15 protein-coding genes are annotated in these 15606 nt (G+C 64.8%); 7 read left to right on the forward strand and 8 right to left on the reverse strand.

Annotated features, from left to right (window positions below; translation table 11 throughout):
• Positions 1-94 precede the first annotated feature (94 nt).
• On the forward strand, positions 95-424 hold the full coding sequence (locus tag ACM9HJ_RS09000) for a helix-turn-helix domain-containing protein (protein WP_416571382.1): 330 nt from the start codon (positions 95-97) through the stop codon (positions 422-424).
• A 79-nt stretch (positions 425-503) separates the two neighbouring features.
• Positions 504-1994: a calcium-binding protein gene (locus ACM9HJ_RS09005; protein WP_416571707.1), complete on the forward strand. Its 1491-nt coding sequence runs from the start codon at positions 504-506 to the stop codon at positions 1992-1994.
• Positions 1995-2146: 152 nt separating this feature from the next.
• On the opposite strand, the gene ACM9HJ_RS09010 is transcribed toward ACM9HJ_RS09005, so the two are convergent.
• The gene (locus ACM9HJ_RS09010; RefSeq protein ID WP_416571383.1) at positions 2147-2740 is read right to left on the reverse strand and encodes a hypothetical protein; all 594 of its coding nucleotides are present in this window, start codon (positions 2738-2740) and stop codon (positions 2147-2149) included.
• Positions 2741-2942: 202 nt separating this feature from the next.
• On the opposite strand from ACM9HJ_RS09010, the gene ACM9HJ_RS09015 reads away from it, so the two are divergent.
• Positions 2943-3287 carry a helix-turn-helix domain-containing protein gene (locus ACM9HJ_RS09015; protein ID WP_416571384.1) on the forward strand — a complete coding sequence of 115 codons (345 nt, stop codon included), beginning with the start codon at positions 2943-2945 and terminating at the stop codon, positions 3285-3287.
• A 44-nt stretch (positions 3288-3331) separates the two neighbouring features.
• Complete coding sequence (locus tag ACM9HJ_RS09020; RefSeq protein ID WP_416571708.1) at positions 3332-4627, forward strand: hypothetical protein; 1296 nt, start codon at positions 3332-3334, stop codon at positions 4625-4627.
• Positions 4628-4823: 196 nt separating this feature from the next.
• On the opposite strand, the gene gatA is transcribed toward ACM9HJ_RS09020, so the two are convergent.
• A complete protein-coding gene (gatA, locus tag ACM9HJ_RS09025; RefSeq protein ID WP_416571385.1) occupies positions 4824-6305 on the reverse strand; it encodes an Asp-tRNA(Asn)/Glu-tRNA(Gln) amidotransferase subunit GatA in 1482 nt (493 codons plus the stop codon).
• A complete protein-coding gene (gatC, locus tag ACM9HJ_RS09030; protein ID WP_416571386.1) occupies positions 6305-6607 on the reverse strand; it encodes an Asp-tRNA(Asn)/Glu-tRNA(Gln) amidotransferase subunit GatC in 303 nt (100 codons plus the stop codon). The genes gatA and gatC overlap by 1 nt, the downstream gene beginning before the upstream one ends.
• A gap of 97 nt (positions 6608-6704) precedes the next feature.
• On the opposite strand from gatC, the gene ruvX reads away from it, so the two are divergent.
• Positions 6705-7211, forward strand: coding sequence for a Holliday junction resolvase RuvX (ruvX, locus tag ACM9HJ_RS09035; RefSeq protein ID WP_416571387.1), 507 nt, complete (start codon positions 6705-6707; stop codon positions 7209-7211).
• On the opposite strand, the gene ACM9HJ_RS09040 is transcribed toward ruvX, so the two are convergent.
• From ACM9HJ_RS09040 to lpdA, 3 genes are all read right to left on the reverse strand, one after another.
• Positions 7205-7471: a Txe/YoeB family addiction module toxin gene (locus ACM9HJ_RS09040; RefSeq protein ID WP_416571388.1), complete on the reverse strand. Its 267-nt coding sequence runs from the start codon at positions 7469-7471 to the stop codon at positions 7205-7207. The genes ruvX and ACM9HJ_RS09040 overlap by 7 nt on opposite strands.
• A complete protein-coding gene (locus ACM9HJ_RS09045; RefSeq protein WP_416571389.1) occupies positions 7468-7719 on the reverse strand; it encodes a type II toxin-antitoxin system Phd/YefM family antitoxin in 252 nt (83 codons plus the stop codon). The genes ACM9HJ_RS09040 and ACM9HJ_RS09045 overlap by 4 nt, the downstream gene beginning before the upstream one ends.
• 134 nt (positions 7720-7853) lie before the next feature.
• Positions 7854-9263, reverse strand: a complete 1410-nt coding sequence (gene lpdA / locus ACM9HJ_RS09050) for a dihydrolipoyl dehydrogenase (protein WP_416571390.1) — start codon at positions 9261-9263, stop codon at positions 7854-7856.
• Between the two features lie 420 nt (positions 9264-9683).
• Between lpdA and ACM9HJ_RS09055 the strand changes: the two genes are divergently transcribed.
• A complete protein-coding gene (locus tag ACM9HJ_RS09055; RefSeq protein ID WP_416571391.1) occupies positions 9684-11105 on the forward strand; it encodes a methyl-accepting chemotaxis protein in 1422 nt (473 codons plus the stop codon).
• Positions 11106-11113: 8 nt separating this feature from the next.
• Positions 11114-11428, forward strand: a complete 315-nt coding sequence (locus ACM9HJ_RS09060) for a hypothetical protein (RefSeq protein ID WP_416571392.1) — start codon at positions 11114-11116, stop codon at positions 11426-11428.
• 11 nt (positions 11429-11439) lie between these two features.
• On the opposite strand, the gene ACM9HJ_RS09065 is transcribed toward ACM9HJ_RS09060, so the two are convergent.
• A complete protein-coding gene (locus ACM9HJ_RS09065) occupies positions 11440-12801 on the reverse strand; it encodes a hypothetical protein (protein ID WP_416571393.1) in 1362 nt (453 codons plus the stop codon).
• Between the two features lie 192 nt (positions 12802-12993).
• Complete coding sequence (locus ACM9HJ_RS09070) at positions 12994-15519, reverse strand: penicillin-binding protein 1A (RefSeq protein ID WP_416571394.1); 2526 nt, start codon at positions 15517-15519, stop codon at positions 12994-12996.
• Between the last annotated feature and the right edge of the window lie 87 nt (positions 15520-15606).

The following is a 15606-nucleotide window of genomic DNA, read 5'->3' on the forward strand; positions in this document are numbered from 1 at the left end:
GCAAAATTCTAATGAGCGAAGCTGAATTTTTGCCCCTTGCCCCCACGCGCCCGGCATGCCACCTTGAAAACCAGTGAGTTCGGAGATTTTGAGCATGGCCGCAGCCGTGACCCCGCGCACGAAACCGCGCGGCGAGGAAAGTGAAAAGACCAAGCTGACCCGCCAGATGCGGCGCGACGCCGGCCGCTGGCTGAGCGCGCAGCGCGAGAAGGCTGGTGTGACCCAGGCGCAGGTTGCCGACCATGTCGGTTACCGCTATTACACTTTCGTCTCACAGGTTGAAGGCGGGCATGGCCGCGTGCCGTCCGAACATTTCGAACTCTGGGCCCAGGCCATCGGTGTCGAACCGCCGGCCTTCGCCCGAAAGCTGCTGGGATTCTATGAACCGGAAATCCATCGCCTGCTGTTCGGCGGCGAGGAATGAGGGGTTGACACGTTGAGCTGCGCAGCGGGGCTTGGGGCCTCCGCCGGCGGTGATCAACAGGGGGGCGGATTTGGGCGACGTGCTGCGGTTCATAAGGGCCGTGACGCAAACCGGCTACTGGACGAACCAGGAAAAGGCGGAACTGTTCCGCCTGGCCGAAGAATTGTCGGGCCAGGGCACTGGGATCGAGACGGCGACAGGGATCAGCGACAGCGGTGATCCCTGGTTCATCGTCTATGACGCCGGTTCCGGCGACGTGCTGGTGCATGTGGCCCGCATCGCCGGCAAGTTCGTCGTGCATGACATGTCCGGCGACCTGCTGCTGGAGGGTGACGACCTGCGTCGCCTGGTCAACCGCGCCGCGGGCGCCGAAGCGGCGGAGCTGGCCAGCGGTGGCCATAACAATGTCGTGGTGCTGGCGGCATTGGCCCTGGTCGTCGATTTCTTCCTGAATACGGAGAAGGCGCAAGCCGCGGAGGATGGGTCGGGCGCCGACCTGCCCGTCGTCTTTGCCACGCTGGCCCTTTCCCACACCTATCTCGATCTGCCACCGCCCGATGCGGTGCAGGGGGAGCGTACGGGCCCCGCCGACCGATCGCATGGCCAGGCGCAATGGGCCGCCCTGCCCGTCGTCGGCGAAAGCATGCTGCTGGCCCCCGGCGGGGAGCGCCAGGCCCAGACGGCGACGCAACTGGCACTGTCGGCGGACAATGTCCGTACGATCACCATTCCCCTGCATGCGACCCTCTCCGCCCTGCCCACCGCAGCAACGGACAGCACGCCGCAGGACCTGACGGGCACAGCCGGGCACGACACGCTGGTGGGCGGTTCCGGCAATGACACGCTGCGTGGCGGCGCCGGTAACGACCTGCTGGCCGGCGGTGCCGGCGATGACCTGCTGATCGGCGGGGATGGCGACGACACGCTGGTGGGCGGTGCGGGGCATGACACGCTGGAAGGCGGGGCCGGCAACGACACCCTGGTGGTCGATGCCCAGGACGTGGCCCATGGCGGTGCCGGGGCCGACAGCTTCGTGATGACCGACAGCCTGGTCGGGCAATGGGTGGCGCTGACCCAAGCCGGCAAGGAAGTGGTCTTCGCCGACAATGTCCGGGATTTCAGCTTCGCCGAAGGTGACCGTCTGTCCTTCGCCGTGAAGCAATGGCTGGTGACGGTCGATCACCCGACCGATGCGCGGCCGGTGCGGCCCGGCACGGATGATGCCGTGAAGAACAATGGCAATGACGAAACCCGCCTCACCGAGGGTGAAGGCGGCGGCAACCGCCATGTCGATGGCGGCGGCGACAAGGGTAATGGCGGGGGCGATTTCGGCGTCACCGGCAATGGTGACGGCGATTTCAGTACCAGCCTGGTGCCACCCGGCGGTACCGGCCTTGTACCCGGCCCCGGCCCCAGCACCATGGTGGAACTGGACACCGACAATGACGGGGTGGTGGACACGATCATCACGGTCCGCCCCACGCCGCCGGCCGACGATATAACGGGCACCGTCGATCTTTCGGGGCTGGCGGGCCTGTCCCCGGCCGATGATTGGGGTTACTGGGGCTGATGCCCCGCAACCGGTTGCGACGGACCGCCTTCACTTCCCATCCTGACGGGTGGGTCGTTTCCCGCGGTCCGCCGCCCGGCCGTCAATAGCCTGTCAGACGCCTTGACGGCCGGTTACTTGGTCCCAGGCGCGAAAAGCTTCGCGCCCGGAAATCAGATCCAACCCGCGTTGAACCCGTCGAGCAGGGCGCCCGACAGACCCGACGGGTCGATGGCCAGACGGCCGGTGCCGACGATGTCGACGGCCGGGGTCTCACCCACGGTCAGGTTGAACACGGTGCCGTCCAGCAGCGTCAGGCTCACGCCCTCTTCCGTCAGCACGAAGGACTGGAAGCCGAAGCCCGACGTGGCCACCAAATCGGCCGGCAGCAGGTTGGTCCAGTTCACGGCCGACAGGTCGATGCTGCCGATGGCCAGGGCGCTGAAGTCGAAATTGAAGCTCAGCGGACGGACGGCGAAGATGCCTTCGTCAAACACCGGCAGGATGCTGACTTCACCTTCGGGGAAGTACGGCAGGATCGTGAACACGCCGTCGTCGCCCGGCATCGGGAACGGCAGAATGGTGACGACGCCGTCTTCGGCCGAGATCGGCTGAATGCTGACTTCGCCATCGAACGGCAGGATGGTGAACACGCCGTCATCCGTGGGCAGCGGAAACGGCTGGATCGTGAACACGCCATCACCAGCCGGCAGGCTCATGATGGTGACTTCACCCGAGACAGGCAGAGCGCCATTATCGACGAACATTTTATGCTCCATAGAGGAAACAAGGTTTTACGAGCACCCGACGCTTCGGGTTACCCCCGTCGTGCCGGCCGTCGTGGTGTACAGTAATCTTGAAACTTGAAATTACAGTCAAGAATTTTTGAAACTATGATCCACGAAATTCATTCTTGCGCATGTCCGCCCCCTGTGCCAGCCTTGGCCGCGGTTTGAAGTGGAGGCAGTGATGAGCACGGAACCGGAGCAGCGGGGCAAAACCCGTGGCGCGGACAATCCGAAAAGCAAGCTGACCAAGGAGATGCGCAAGCAGGCGGGCAAATGGCTGTCCGCGCGGCGCGAGGCGGCGGGCGTCACCCAGGCGCAGTTGGCCGAACAAGTCGGCTATCGCTACTACACCTTCGTCAGCCAGGTTGAAGGCGGCCATGGCCGCGTGCCCTCGGAACATTTCGAACAATGGGCCGATTGCGTTGGCGTGGAACGGCGCGACTTCACCAAGCAGCTGCTGCGCTTCTATGAGCCCGACATCTATCGCCTGCTGTTTCCGGGTGACGTTGCCGCCATGCCTGCCTGATCAACCGGACCGACGCGTTTTTGGGGAGGACGCATTTGGGCGACGTGCTGAATTTCATCCGGGCCGTGCGGCAGACCGGGCAATGGACCAACCAGGAAAAGGCCGAGCTGTTCCGTCTGACCGACGCGCTGTCGGACGACAATGTGGAGATCGAGACGGCGTCCGGCATCAGCGACGCGGGCGATCCCTGGTTCGTGATCTATCATGCCGTGACCGGCGACGTGCTGGTGCATGTGGCCCGCATCGCCGGCAAGTTCGTCGTGCATGAAATGTCGCGCGACCTGCTGGTGGAAGGCGACGACCTGCGCCGCCTGCTGGGCCGCGCATCGGGTCGGGGCGAGGAATTGTTCGCCCAGGCGCAGAATGTCGTGGTGCTGGCGGCCCTGGCCATGGTGGTGGATTTCTACCTGTCCACGGAGCCGGCCGAAGCCGCCGAGGCGCCGACCGTTGCATCCGTCGATGATGACATGGCCCTGGCCGCCATCCTGCCGCTTGCCGGGATGCTGGCCGATGCGGAAGCGATCAAGTCCAATGCCCATGCCGTAATGGCGGATAGCGATGGTGACCGGCCGCATGGTGCCCTGCTGCTGACCGGGGCGTTGGACCTGAAAGCCATGGAGGGAGACGAAAGCCCCCTGCCCGACCCGGTGGCGATGGCCGTGAGGCCGATCACCCCGCCTGCCCATCACGAGGCCGTAACCGCCATCGAAGCCACCGCCCTCCCCGACGCGCCCGGCATGACCCTGGTCGGCGGGACCGGCAATGACACGCTGATCGGTGGCGACGGACACGACCTGCTGATCGGCGGTGAGGGCGACGACCTGCTGGAAGGCGGGGCCGGCAACGACACGCTGATCGGTGGTGCGGGTCATGACACGCTGGTGGGTGGTGCCGGCGACGATGTGCTGGTCCTGGATGCCGACGACATCGCCTTCGGCGGTGCTGGTGCCGACACTTTCGTCATCACCGACAGCGTGGTCAGCCAGTGGGTGACCGTATCGCAGAGCGGCGGCACCATCAACCTGCTGGACCAGTTGAAGGATTTCACCTTGGCAGAGGGCGATCGCCTGACCTTCGGCACCCTGGACTGGGATGTCACCATCCTGACCGGGGGCGAGGGTTTCGAACTGCCGCAGGATGATGGTCGCGTCGGTGGCCTGAATGTCGAGATCGAGATCGACATAGATGGTGATGGGCAGATCGACACGGTGCTGAGCGCCAGCAATGGCGGCAGCCTGACCCTGCGCGCAGACACGCTGACCACCACGGGTGCGATCAGCCTTTTCGGCCTGCAAACCACCGGCGTTACCACGCCACAGGATACCGGCTTCTGGGGTTAACAGCCCCACCCCTTTAGCCGGGAAAGCAAAGGCCCCGCCGCTGACGAGCGACGGGGCCTTTGTGTATTTTGTGTTCCCTCAGGCGCCGGGCGCCCGCATCCGCGGGCTTGGCTTACGCGACCACGTGGTCGCGGGCCGGCCGTCGCCGACCTCCAACGGTCATGGGAAATGACCGTTGGTTGAGCACCTGAAACCTTCAGCGGCAGAAGGGCGGCAGCGGCTGCGGGCCGGCGGCCTTTTCGATGACGTCCGCCACGCGCAGCAGCGTCTCCTCATCGAACGGACGGCCGATGAGCTGCAGGCCCAGCGGCAGACCATCCGATGCCAGACCAGCCGGCACCGACATGCCCGGCAGACCGGCCAGGCTGGCCGGCACCGTGAACACGTCGTTCAGATACATGGAGATCGGGTCGTCCTGCTTTTCCCCGATGGCGAAGGCCGTGCTGGGCGCCGTCGGCGTCAGCAGGATGTCGCAGCTCTCGAACGCCTTGGCGAAATCCTCGGCGATGCGGGCGCGGACCTTCTGGGCCTTCAGGTAATAGGCGTCGTAATAGCCGGCCGACAGGACGTAGGTGCCGATCAGAATGCGGCGGCGCACTTCCTTGCCGAAGCCCTCGCCACGGGTATTCTCATACATCTCCGCCAGATCCTTGCCTTCGACGCGCAGGCCGAAGCGCACGCCGTCGTAACGGGCCAGGTTGGAGGAGCATTCGGCCGGCGCCACCACGTAATAGGTGGCCAGGGCGTATTTGGTGTGCGGCAGGCTGACCTCCACCGGCGTGGCACCGGCCGCCTTCAGCCAGTCGATACCCTGCTGCCAGACACGCTCGATCTCCGCCGGCATGCCATCGACGCGGTACTCCTTGGGAATGCCCACGCGCAGGCCGCGGATATCGCCGGTCAGCGAAGCCAGCAGGTCCGGCACCTTCATGTCGACGGACGTGCTGTCCTTGGGGTCGAAGCCGGCCATGCTCTGCAGCATCAGGGCGGCGTCGCGCACCGTGCGGGTCATCGGCCCGGCCTGGTCCAGCGAGCTGGCAAACGCGATGGTACCCCAGCGCGAACAGCGGCCATAGGTCGGCTTCAGACCGACGATACCGGTGAAGCTGGCCGGCTGGCGGATGGAGCCGCCGGTGTCGGTGCCGGTGGCGGCGATGGCGAAGCGGCCGGAGACCGACGCGGCCGAACCGCCGGACGAACCGCCGGGCACCAGCTTGCGATCCGCACCGGCCGGGTTCTCACCCGTCCAGGGGTTCAGCACGGGGCCGTAATAGGAGGTGATGTTGGCCGAACCCATGGCGAATTCGTCCAGGTTCAGCTTGCCCAGCATCACAGCACCGTCACGGAACAGGTTCTCCGTGATCGTGCTTTCATACTCCGGCTTGAAACCGTCCAGGATATGGCTGGCGGCCGTGGTCAACACGCCCTTGGTGCAGAACAGGTCCTTGATGCCCATGGGCATGCCGTCCAGCGGACGCGCCTCACCCTTGGCATAGCGGGCGTCGGACGCCTTGGCCTGTTCCAGGGCGATGTCCGGCGTCTCCGTGATGAAGGCGTTCAGCGGACGCGCGGCCTCGACAGCGGCGACATAGGCGTTGGTCAGTTCCAGCGCCGTGAAATCCTTGCTCTTCAGGCCGGCCAGAGCCTCGGACATGGAGAGATGGGTCAGATTGGTCATTATTCGACGACCTTGGGCACGGAGAAGAAATGTTCGGCGGCATCAGTGGCGTTGGACACGACCTTGTCCGGATAGCCACCATCGGTCACGGCATCGGGCCGGCGGCGCAGCGTCTGTGCTGCGACCGACGTCATCGGCTCCACCCCGTCGGTATCGACCTCGCCCAATTGCTCGACCCAGTCGAGCAGCTTGTTCAGTTCACCCGCGAGATGCTCCTGCTCTTCGGCGGGGACCTTGATGCGGGCAAGATGGGCGATCTTCGCCACGGTCTTGGCGTCCAGGGTGGCCTTGTCCTGCGACATGGTGCTAAATCTCATCCTTGCTGCGGGCAATCGCCCCGGCCGTCCGCCGATATGGAAGACGCGGGCGCGAAAGCGGTCAGGAAGCTAGCATCCCATCATGTCCATCCGCAACCTTGTGGAACTGAAGGCGGTCATGCCGCGCCACGCCCGGCTGATCGGGCTCGATATCGGTGAAAAGACCATCGGTATGGCGGTCTGCGACCCCGGTTTCACCGTGGCCTCGCCCATCGGCACCATCAAGCGCACCAAATTCACCCAGGATGCGCAGGAACTGGCCCGCGCCATGAAGGACCGCGACGTGCGCGGCCTGGTCATCGGCCTGCCGGTCAACATGGACGGGACGGAGGGGCCGCGCTGTGAGTCGGTGCGCGAGTTCGCCCGCAACCTGCTGCTGCGCCCGCAATTCTTCGCCAATGTCGAACCGGAGATCGCCTTCTGGGACGAGCGGCTGTCCACGTCCGCCGTCGACCGCATGATGATCGAATGGGACATGACCCGGAAGCGGCGGGACGAGGTGGTGGACAAGATGGCCGCCGCCTACATCCTGCAAGGGGCACTGGATTTCTTGAAGAAGGCCGAGGAGCAGGACGAGCCCGATCAGTAATGCCGGCGGCAGGAGGCGATCTCCACCCTCTGATCAGCGCCGGTACCGGCAACCCGGTATACCAATCGGTGTTCCTGCGCGATCCGGCGTGACCAGAAGCCGCTGAGCATGCCTTTCAAGGGTTCCGGCTTGCCGATGCCGCTGAAGGGTGTACGGCGGACACTTTGCAGCAGTTCATTGATACGTCCGGCGACGTCTGGAGCCTGCGCCTGCCATGCTAGGTAATCCTCCCACGCGTCGCCGGAAAAGATGACCTTCATTCAGGATCGGTCCATTCGACCGTCCGGCCGGCATCCAGCTGTTCGATCGACCGCCGAAGATGCTCGGCATTCTTGGGCGAGTTGAGCAGGTGAACAGTTTCCTGCCAGCCCTCGAACTCGCTCATGGACATCAGCACCACATCCTCCGCCCCCTGACGCGTGACCACGACGGGCGTCCGATCCTGGGTCACCTTGTCCATCAGGCCAGCCAAGTTCTGGCGCGCAGTGCTGTAATTCACCACATCCATGGGGACCTCCGCTCACCTCACCATCAACATTTGTACCATAATTTGTACATCCCATGAAGCCGTCGTGATGGCGCAAAGCAAAAGGGCCGGAGCTTTCGCCCCGGCCCTTCGCAACGCTAAACCGCAAACCGCGATCACATATGGATGGCGCGGCCATCCACGGCCAGGGCCGCTTCCTTGATGGCCTCGGTCAGAGTCGGGTGGGCGTGGCTAGTGCGGGCGATATCCTCGGCCGAGGCGCCGAACTCGATCGCCAAGCCCAGTTCCTCGATCATCTCGCCGGCGCAGGCGCCGATGATATGGGCACCCAGGATGCGGTCTGTCTTGGCATCGGCCAGGATCTTCACGAAACCGTCGGTGGCGTTCATCGAACGGGCGCGACCATTGGCGGTGAAGGGGAACTTGCCGGCCTTGTAGGCGACACCCTCGGCCTTCAGCTGCTCCTCGGTCTTGCCGACCGAGGCCACTTCCGGCCACGTATAAACGACGCCGGGGATGGCATCGTAGTTCACATGGCCCGTCTGGCCGGCCAGGATCTCGGCGAAGACCACGCCCTCTTCCTCGGCCTTATGGGCCAGCATGGCACCGGCCACCACGTCGCCGATGGCGTAGATGCCGGGGACGTTGGTCTGGAAATGATGGTCGATCTTCACGCGGCGGCGCTCATCCAGTGCCACGCCGACGGCTTCCAGGCCCAGGCCGGTGGTGAAGGGACGGCGGCCGATGGCGACCAGGACGATATCGGCCTCGATGGTTTCGGCATTGCCGCCGGCCGCCGCTTCCAGCGTCAGCTTGACCGTACCGCCCTCGTTCACGGCGGACGTGACCTTGGTGGAGGTCTTGAAGCCCATACCCTGCTTGCCCAGGATACGCTGCATCTGCTTGGACACTTCGCCATCCATCGTCGGCAGGATGCGGTCGAAGAATTCGACCACGGTGACCTGTGACCCCAGGCGCTGCCACACCGAACCCAGTTCCAGGCCGATGACGCCGCCGCCGATGACGACCAGGCGACCCGGCACCTTGTCCAGGGCGATGGCGCCGTCGGAGGACACGATGGTCTTCTCATCGATGGTCACGCCAGGCAGGGGGGCGACGTCGGAACCGGTGGCGATCAGGATGTTCTTGGTGGCGACATCTTCCGTCGAACCGTCGTCCTTGGTGACGGTCACGGTGCCGGCGGCCTTGATCGAGCCCAGACCGGTGAGACGGGTGATCTTGTTCTTCTTGAACAGGAAATCCACGCCGGTGACGTTGGACTTCACCACCTCGTCCTTGTGCTTCATCACACCGGGCAGGTCCAGTTCCACGCCCGACACCTTCACGCCGAAGGCGCCCAGATGGTGCTTGGCCTCGCTGTACTTCTCCGACGCGACCAGCAGCGCCTTGGACGGGATGCAGCCGACATTCAGGCAGGTGCCGCCCAGCGTCTTGCGCTTTTCCACGACGGCCACGCGCATGCCCAGCTGGGCGGCGCGAATGGCGGCGACGTAACCGCCGGGACCGGCACCGATGACGACGAGGTCGAACTGCGTATCAGCCATGGGAATGACCATCCGTTATTGTGCGACCCCGATCGCCGAGGCCCTGGGTTCTTGTCGCGGGATTTATGGCAATCCCCGGCGCGCATGTCCATCGCGCGCCCCTGGGGACAGATGCCGCCCCCGCACATGGCTGCCACAGAGGGCACGTACACCTGTACAGGCTGGCGACCGCCAGCCCGCCGCACGTGCGGCGTAAGCCAAGGGCGCGGATGCGCCCGCCCGGTGCCTGAGGGAACAAGCACAAACCGGAGTAACACGTTTTAGTAAAAGAACCGGGTAAAATTACAGGCGTTTTAGGAAATTATCGACCAAAGGCGATCTACCTTCGGACAGGAAAGGATGAGATGCTTGTGCCTTATAAGCACAAAGCCGGTTCCACCCAAAAAAGGAACGACAATGGCGCAGGAGTTGGGAGGAAACATGGACCACGCCACGCCTTGGCGGGATACCGCCACGTCTGCACATAGAACGCAAAATGCCATCGCCGAACTGGCACAGGAGGTGGGAACGCTGGGCGTCGCCATCGCCGATGTCGCCGGCCATGTCGGCGATGTTTCCACCCGCATCGCCCGCCAGGCCGCCATTTTCGAGGAGCTGCGCCATCAGGCGCATGAGATGGCCGGCGGCAATACCCGCGTCACCGAAGCCGCGTCGGCCGCCCGTGACGCCACCATCCGCGCCCGGCGCGAGGTGGCGCAAAGCCGGAGCCAAGTGGATCATGCCCTGGCCGATATCCGCGCCCTGGCGGAGGATGTGAACGGCATCGAGCGGCAGCTTTCCGGCCTGACCGAGGCGCTGACCCGCGTCGGCCGGGTGGCGGCGGAGATCAACACCATCGCTAAGCAGACCAACCTGCTGGCGCTGAACGCGACGATCGAGGCGGCACGGGCCGGCGATGCCGGGCGCGGCTTCGCCGTGGTGGCGACGGAGGTCAAGGCCCTGGCCAACAAGACGGCGGAGGCGACGCAGGAGATCGACGCCACCATGCGCGACCTGGGCCAGCAGGTGAAGGACCTGTCGGCCAAGGGTGCCGCCGGTGCCGCCAAGGCCACCGCCGTGCGCAACGACACCACCCGCATCGGCGATGTGATGAACACGCTGGACAAGGCCATGGCGGAGGTCGATAGCCAGCAGGACCAGATCGACCGCGCCGCCCGCGCCATCGCCAGTTCCATCGACGCCGTCGATGGCCGCATCGACGGGCTGGCCGGCGACGTGAAGGACAGCGCTGCCAGCCTGTCCGTGGCCGGTGACCGGTTGAACAAGCTGCTGGCCACGTCGGAAAGGCTGATCGGGCATTCGGCCGAACTGGATGTGGAAACGGTGGACACGCCCTATATCCGCACGGTGCGCGAGATCGCCGCCCGCGTGGCCGCCGGGTTCGAGCGTGCGGTGGCGGAAGGCGTGGTCAGTGTCGCCGACCTGTTCGATGACAGCTATCAGCCCATTCCCGGCACCGATCCGGTCCAGCACCGCACCCGTTTTCTCGACCTGACCGACCGGCTGCTGCCCGACATCCAGGAACCGGCGCTGTCATTGTCGGACAAGGTGGTGTTCTGCGCCGCCGTGGACCGCAACGGCTATCTGCCCACGCATAACCGCAAATTCAGCCAGCCGCAGCGGCCGGGCGACGTGGCCTGGAACACCGCCAACTGCCGCAACCGCCGCATCTTCGACGACCGGGTGGGGCTGGCCGCCGGGCGCAACACGAAAACCTTCCTGCTGCAAGCCTATCGCCGTGACATGGGCAACGGCAGTTTCGCCCTGATGAAGGATTGTTCGGCCCCCATCATCGTGGCGGGCAAGCATTGGGGGTCGGTGCGGTTGGCGTATCGGGTGTGACAAAGGGAATGAACATTTCCGGGAGTCCTCATCTGTCACTTTCTGAAGTGATGGCATGGTGCCATGGCAAGGCGGATTCTCTGGGGAGGGTTGGTTTCGTTTGCGAGGTGAAGGAAAATCTCGAATGCGACAACCGTTCCGTAACGATGACGGTGGATGGAAAGAATATTATCGCCGAGTTGGTCATATGGAGCGGCGGTAGAATCTATAGCGAAGCGCTGAGCCCTCACACCGGGGCACGCCAATATCTGAAAGATACTGATGTCGAAGATATGAACTCTCTTGAAGCCGAAGCGGCGGATTTCTTTCGTCTCTTCCTTTAACTACATAACCCTTACCGCCGCAGCCGTCGCTCTAGTTCCGTCACCGCCTCCGCCTTGCCGAAGGCGCGGCACATGTCCATCAGCGGTGCGATGTTGGCGGCGGTGGCGTGGCGGGCGTTGGGGGCCATTTCGTGACTGCGCAGATAGCGGTCCACGTCATCCACCGCCTTGTCGCCCAGGCGTACGCGCAGCCGGTAGGCGCGGCTGCCGCGCTCCCCGCTGTCGATCAGCATCAGCAGGGCCGGATAGATGCCGGCCAGCGGGCCCAGCACCATGGTGGCGCGCATGCGCTTTTCCGCCGGCCCCACCAGCACATCGTGCAGCCAGTCCATCAGACCCTCGCCCAGCCGTTCGACGCTGTCGAAGCCCAGGCGGCCGCGCAGCAGGGCTGTCACCCCTTCCGCCCCCGCCCCTTCCGTGCCGAACAGGGGGATGCGGCGCAGGCGGGTGACCAGCCGGTTCAGGGTGAATACCCGGTCGGCCAGGTCCAGCAGGACCTCCGTCGGCTGGGTGCGCGGCGGGCGGGACAGCAGCGTGGCCAGATCGGCCGCCAGATTGTCCAGCCGATGGTGCAGCCACTGCACGGCCAAGCCCACCGGTTCCGTCAGCGTGTCGAAATAGAAAGGGAAGGCATCGATGACATCCACGGGATTGGGCGTCATCTCGAACAGATACAGGACATAGAGGTCGAACTGCGTATCCAGCAGTTCGAACACGCCATACCAGTTGGAATAGAGGCGCAGGGCCTGCACCTGATCGGTCTGGCGGGCTTGGGATTGCTGGAAATAGCGGACATTGGGCATGACCAGCCGGTGCCATTTCAGCACCCGCGCCGCGAACCGCACCACCGCCGCTTCATGCACCGACAGTTTCAGGCGGGCCGGGATATTGGCGGCATTGTTCAGGATGAAGGCAGCAAGATCGGTGACCTGATGGGCCACCTGGTCCAGCGCCATCTGGTCGCCATCGAAACAGGCCGTCAGGTGGCGGCGGCGCAACTGGTCCACCAGATCAGCGTTCGCCGCCTCCACCAGTTCCCACAAGGGGCGCAGCAGGCGGCGCGGCACGATCCAGGGCGCGTCGGGCACGATGTCGGGTTCGTCGGTCAGGAACCGTTCCAGCGGGCGCCAGCACATGCGCTCCACCGACCCGACCCGTTCCGGCCGCAGGTCGCGCAGGCGCGGGCGCAAGGTGTCCAGCAGGTCGGGAGCGTCCCCCTCCAGCACACCCTGGAATTCCAACGACCGGGCCAGATGCCTTATGTCGGCATCGGACAGCGCGGCCAGCCCCCGGCGCAAGGCATCGGACCCGCCCGCGGTGCGGACGATATGCAGGCGGCTGAAGGAAAGTGGGGTGTGGCGGTCGGCAGGCATGGGCAGGTGCGTCGGCAAAAGGACCGGCACTATACAAAGGCAAACGCGACTGTCCAGCAGACAAACGAAGACGATAATGGTTAACGAATTATTGATGTCAAAAGGATGACGAATTGGTCACATGACACCGAAAGACAAATTAAGAATTGAATTCCGAGGCGGGATTCGGATTCCCTTGTGCCTGGGACGGGATCAGTAAACCCCGCCCGTGCCCGTACCCACGGTGGGCTGCGGCTGCCCCGGCGTGGCGCCCGGCTGGCCCTGGACGAAGCTGGCACCGCCATCGCTGCCATCCAGCACCCCCTGCTGGCCGCGCGGTTCCGTGCCGGGAATGAACCCTTCCCAGATGGCGTTGCGCTGGCCGGGCGATGCCGGGCGGCCCGTTTCCGCATCGACACGGACCAGCTGCAAACCCGGCGGCACGCGGAACGGCGTGGCCGGCGCATCCTTCAGCGCGGCACCCATGAAATCCTTCACGATGGGCACGGCGATGGTGGAGCCGCTTTCATGATCGCCCATCGATCGCGGCTGGTCGTACCCGACGAACACGCCCACGGCCAAGTCGGGGGAGAAACCGACGAACCAGGCGTCCATGGCATCGTTGGTGGTGCCGGTCTTGCCAGCCAGCGGCTTGCCGATCTCCCGCAAACGTACACCGGTACCCCGCTGCACCACACCTTCCAGCATGGAGACGATCTGATAGACGCTGCGCGGATCGGCGATCTGTTCGCGCGTGTCGGGAATCAGGGGCAGCACGTTCGGATCGGCGGCCAGCACGGGTTCCGCCGGAACCGGGGCGGGCATCGATACCGGCACCACGCCGGGGGAAGCGGGGGCCGCCGCAACCTCCGTCACCAACGGGCTGCGACAGCCGGCGCAGTCGCGGTTGTCATGGCGATAGACGGTCTTGCCGGCCTTGTCCTGCACCCGGTCGATGAAGCTGGGGTCGATCTTGCGCCCGCCATTGACCAGCATGGAATAGGCGGCCGTCAGGCGCAGTACCGTCGTCTCCCCCGCCCCCAGCGCCATGGCCAGGGTGGGTTGGAGATCATCCTTGATGCCGAAGCGGTGGGCGACATCCACCACCTTGTCCATGCCGATATACTGGGCCAGACGCACGGTCATGACGTTACGCGACTTCTCGATCCCCACCCGCAACGGCGTGGGGCCGTAATATTTCTCGGTGTAGTTGGATGGCTTCCACTTGCCCAGACCGCCACCCTGGTCCAGCGCGAAGGGGGCGTCCAGTACCAGGGTACTGGGTGTGAAGCCCTCATCCAATGCGGCCAGATAGACGAACGGCTTGAAGGCGGAACCGGGCTGGCGATAGGCCTGGGTGGCGCGGTTGAACACGCTGATCCGGGCGCTGAACCCGCCGGACATGGCCAGGACGCGACCCGTATGCGGGTCCATGGCGACAAGCGCCCCCTGCACCTCCGGGATCTGGCGCAGGCCCAGGGTACGGGCCTTGTCGTCCAGCGCCTCCACGAACACCACCTCCCCCGGCGACAGGGCGTCGGACGCCTTCTGGATACTGGGACCGACGAACTTGCCGTCTTTGACCTTGCGCGCCCATTTCAGTTCCGACAGCGGGATCTGGCCCGTGGACCCGTCGGGCATGCCGACCTCCACCGCGTCAGCCCCGGTCGACAGCACGACGGCCAGGTCCCATTCCTCACCCCCGGCCGGAGCGCGGACATCCTCCAGCTGTTCCTGCCAGCCGGCCAGATTGTCGAACCGGGTGATGGGTCCGCGCCAACCGTCGCGGCGGTCATAGGCCAGCAACCCGTTGCGCAGCGCCGTCGACGCGGCGGCCTGAATATCCGGGTCCAGCGTGGTGCGCACCGACAGGCCACCGGCATAGAGCGTCTGCTCGCCATAGAGCTTGGCCAGCTCGCGCCGCACCTCCTCCACGAAATAGTCGGCGCGGACATTGCTGTCGTTGGAGCGGTCGGCGAAATTCAGCGGCTCGGCACGGGCGGCGTCCGCCTCTTGCGCGGTGATATAGCCATCCTCCTGCATGCGGCCGATGACATAGTTGCGGCGTGCGATGGCGGCATCGCGGTGACGCTCGCGGTAATAACGATCCGGCGCCTTGGGCAGGCTGGCCAGGAAGGCCGCCTCCGCAATGGTCAGCTCATCCATCGACTTGTTGAAATAGTTCAGGGCGGCGGCACCCACACCATAGGCGCGATTGCCCAGAAAAATCTCATTCATATAGATTTCAAGGATCTTGTCCTTGCCCATCGCCTCTTCCAGGCGGCCGGACAGGATGGCTTCCTTGATCTTGCGGACGTAGGAGACCTCGTTCGACAACAGGAAGATGCGCGTCACCTGCTGGGTGATGGTGCTGGCGCCGATGGGTCGGCGGCCCTGGCCGATATTCTTCACATTCTGAAGCTGGGCGCGGACCACGGCGAACCAATCCACCCCGTGATGGGTATAGAAATTCTGGTCCTCGGCGGAGACGAAGGCGTTGCTGACCCGCTTGGGGATGGCGGCAATGGGCACGAAGACGCGGCGTTCACTGGCGAATTCCGCCACCAAGCGGCCGTCGCCGGCATGCACGCGGGTGGCAACCGACGGGTTGTAATTGGCCAGCGTCGTATGGTCGGGCAGATCCTTGCTGAAATAGACCCAGGCACCCCCGGCGGTGGCCACACCCAGCACACCCAGCGAGACACCGGCGATCAACAGGCCCTTCACGACGCGATTCATGCTCACAACACCCCAACCGGCCGGCAAAGGCCCATAGAACAAGCGCCGCCCGGTCGGGGGCGGCGCCACATCAGCAGTATAACAATG

The sequence above is a fragment of the Niveispirillum sp. KHB5.9 genome (assembly GCF_048066115.1).
In the GTDB taxonomy this organism is placed as follows: domain Bacteria; phylum Pseudomonadota; class Alphaproteobacteria; order Azospirillales; family Azospirillaceae; genus Niveispirillum.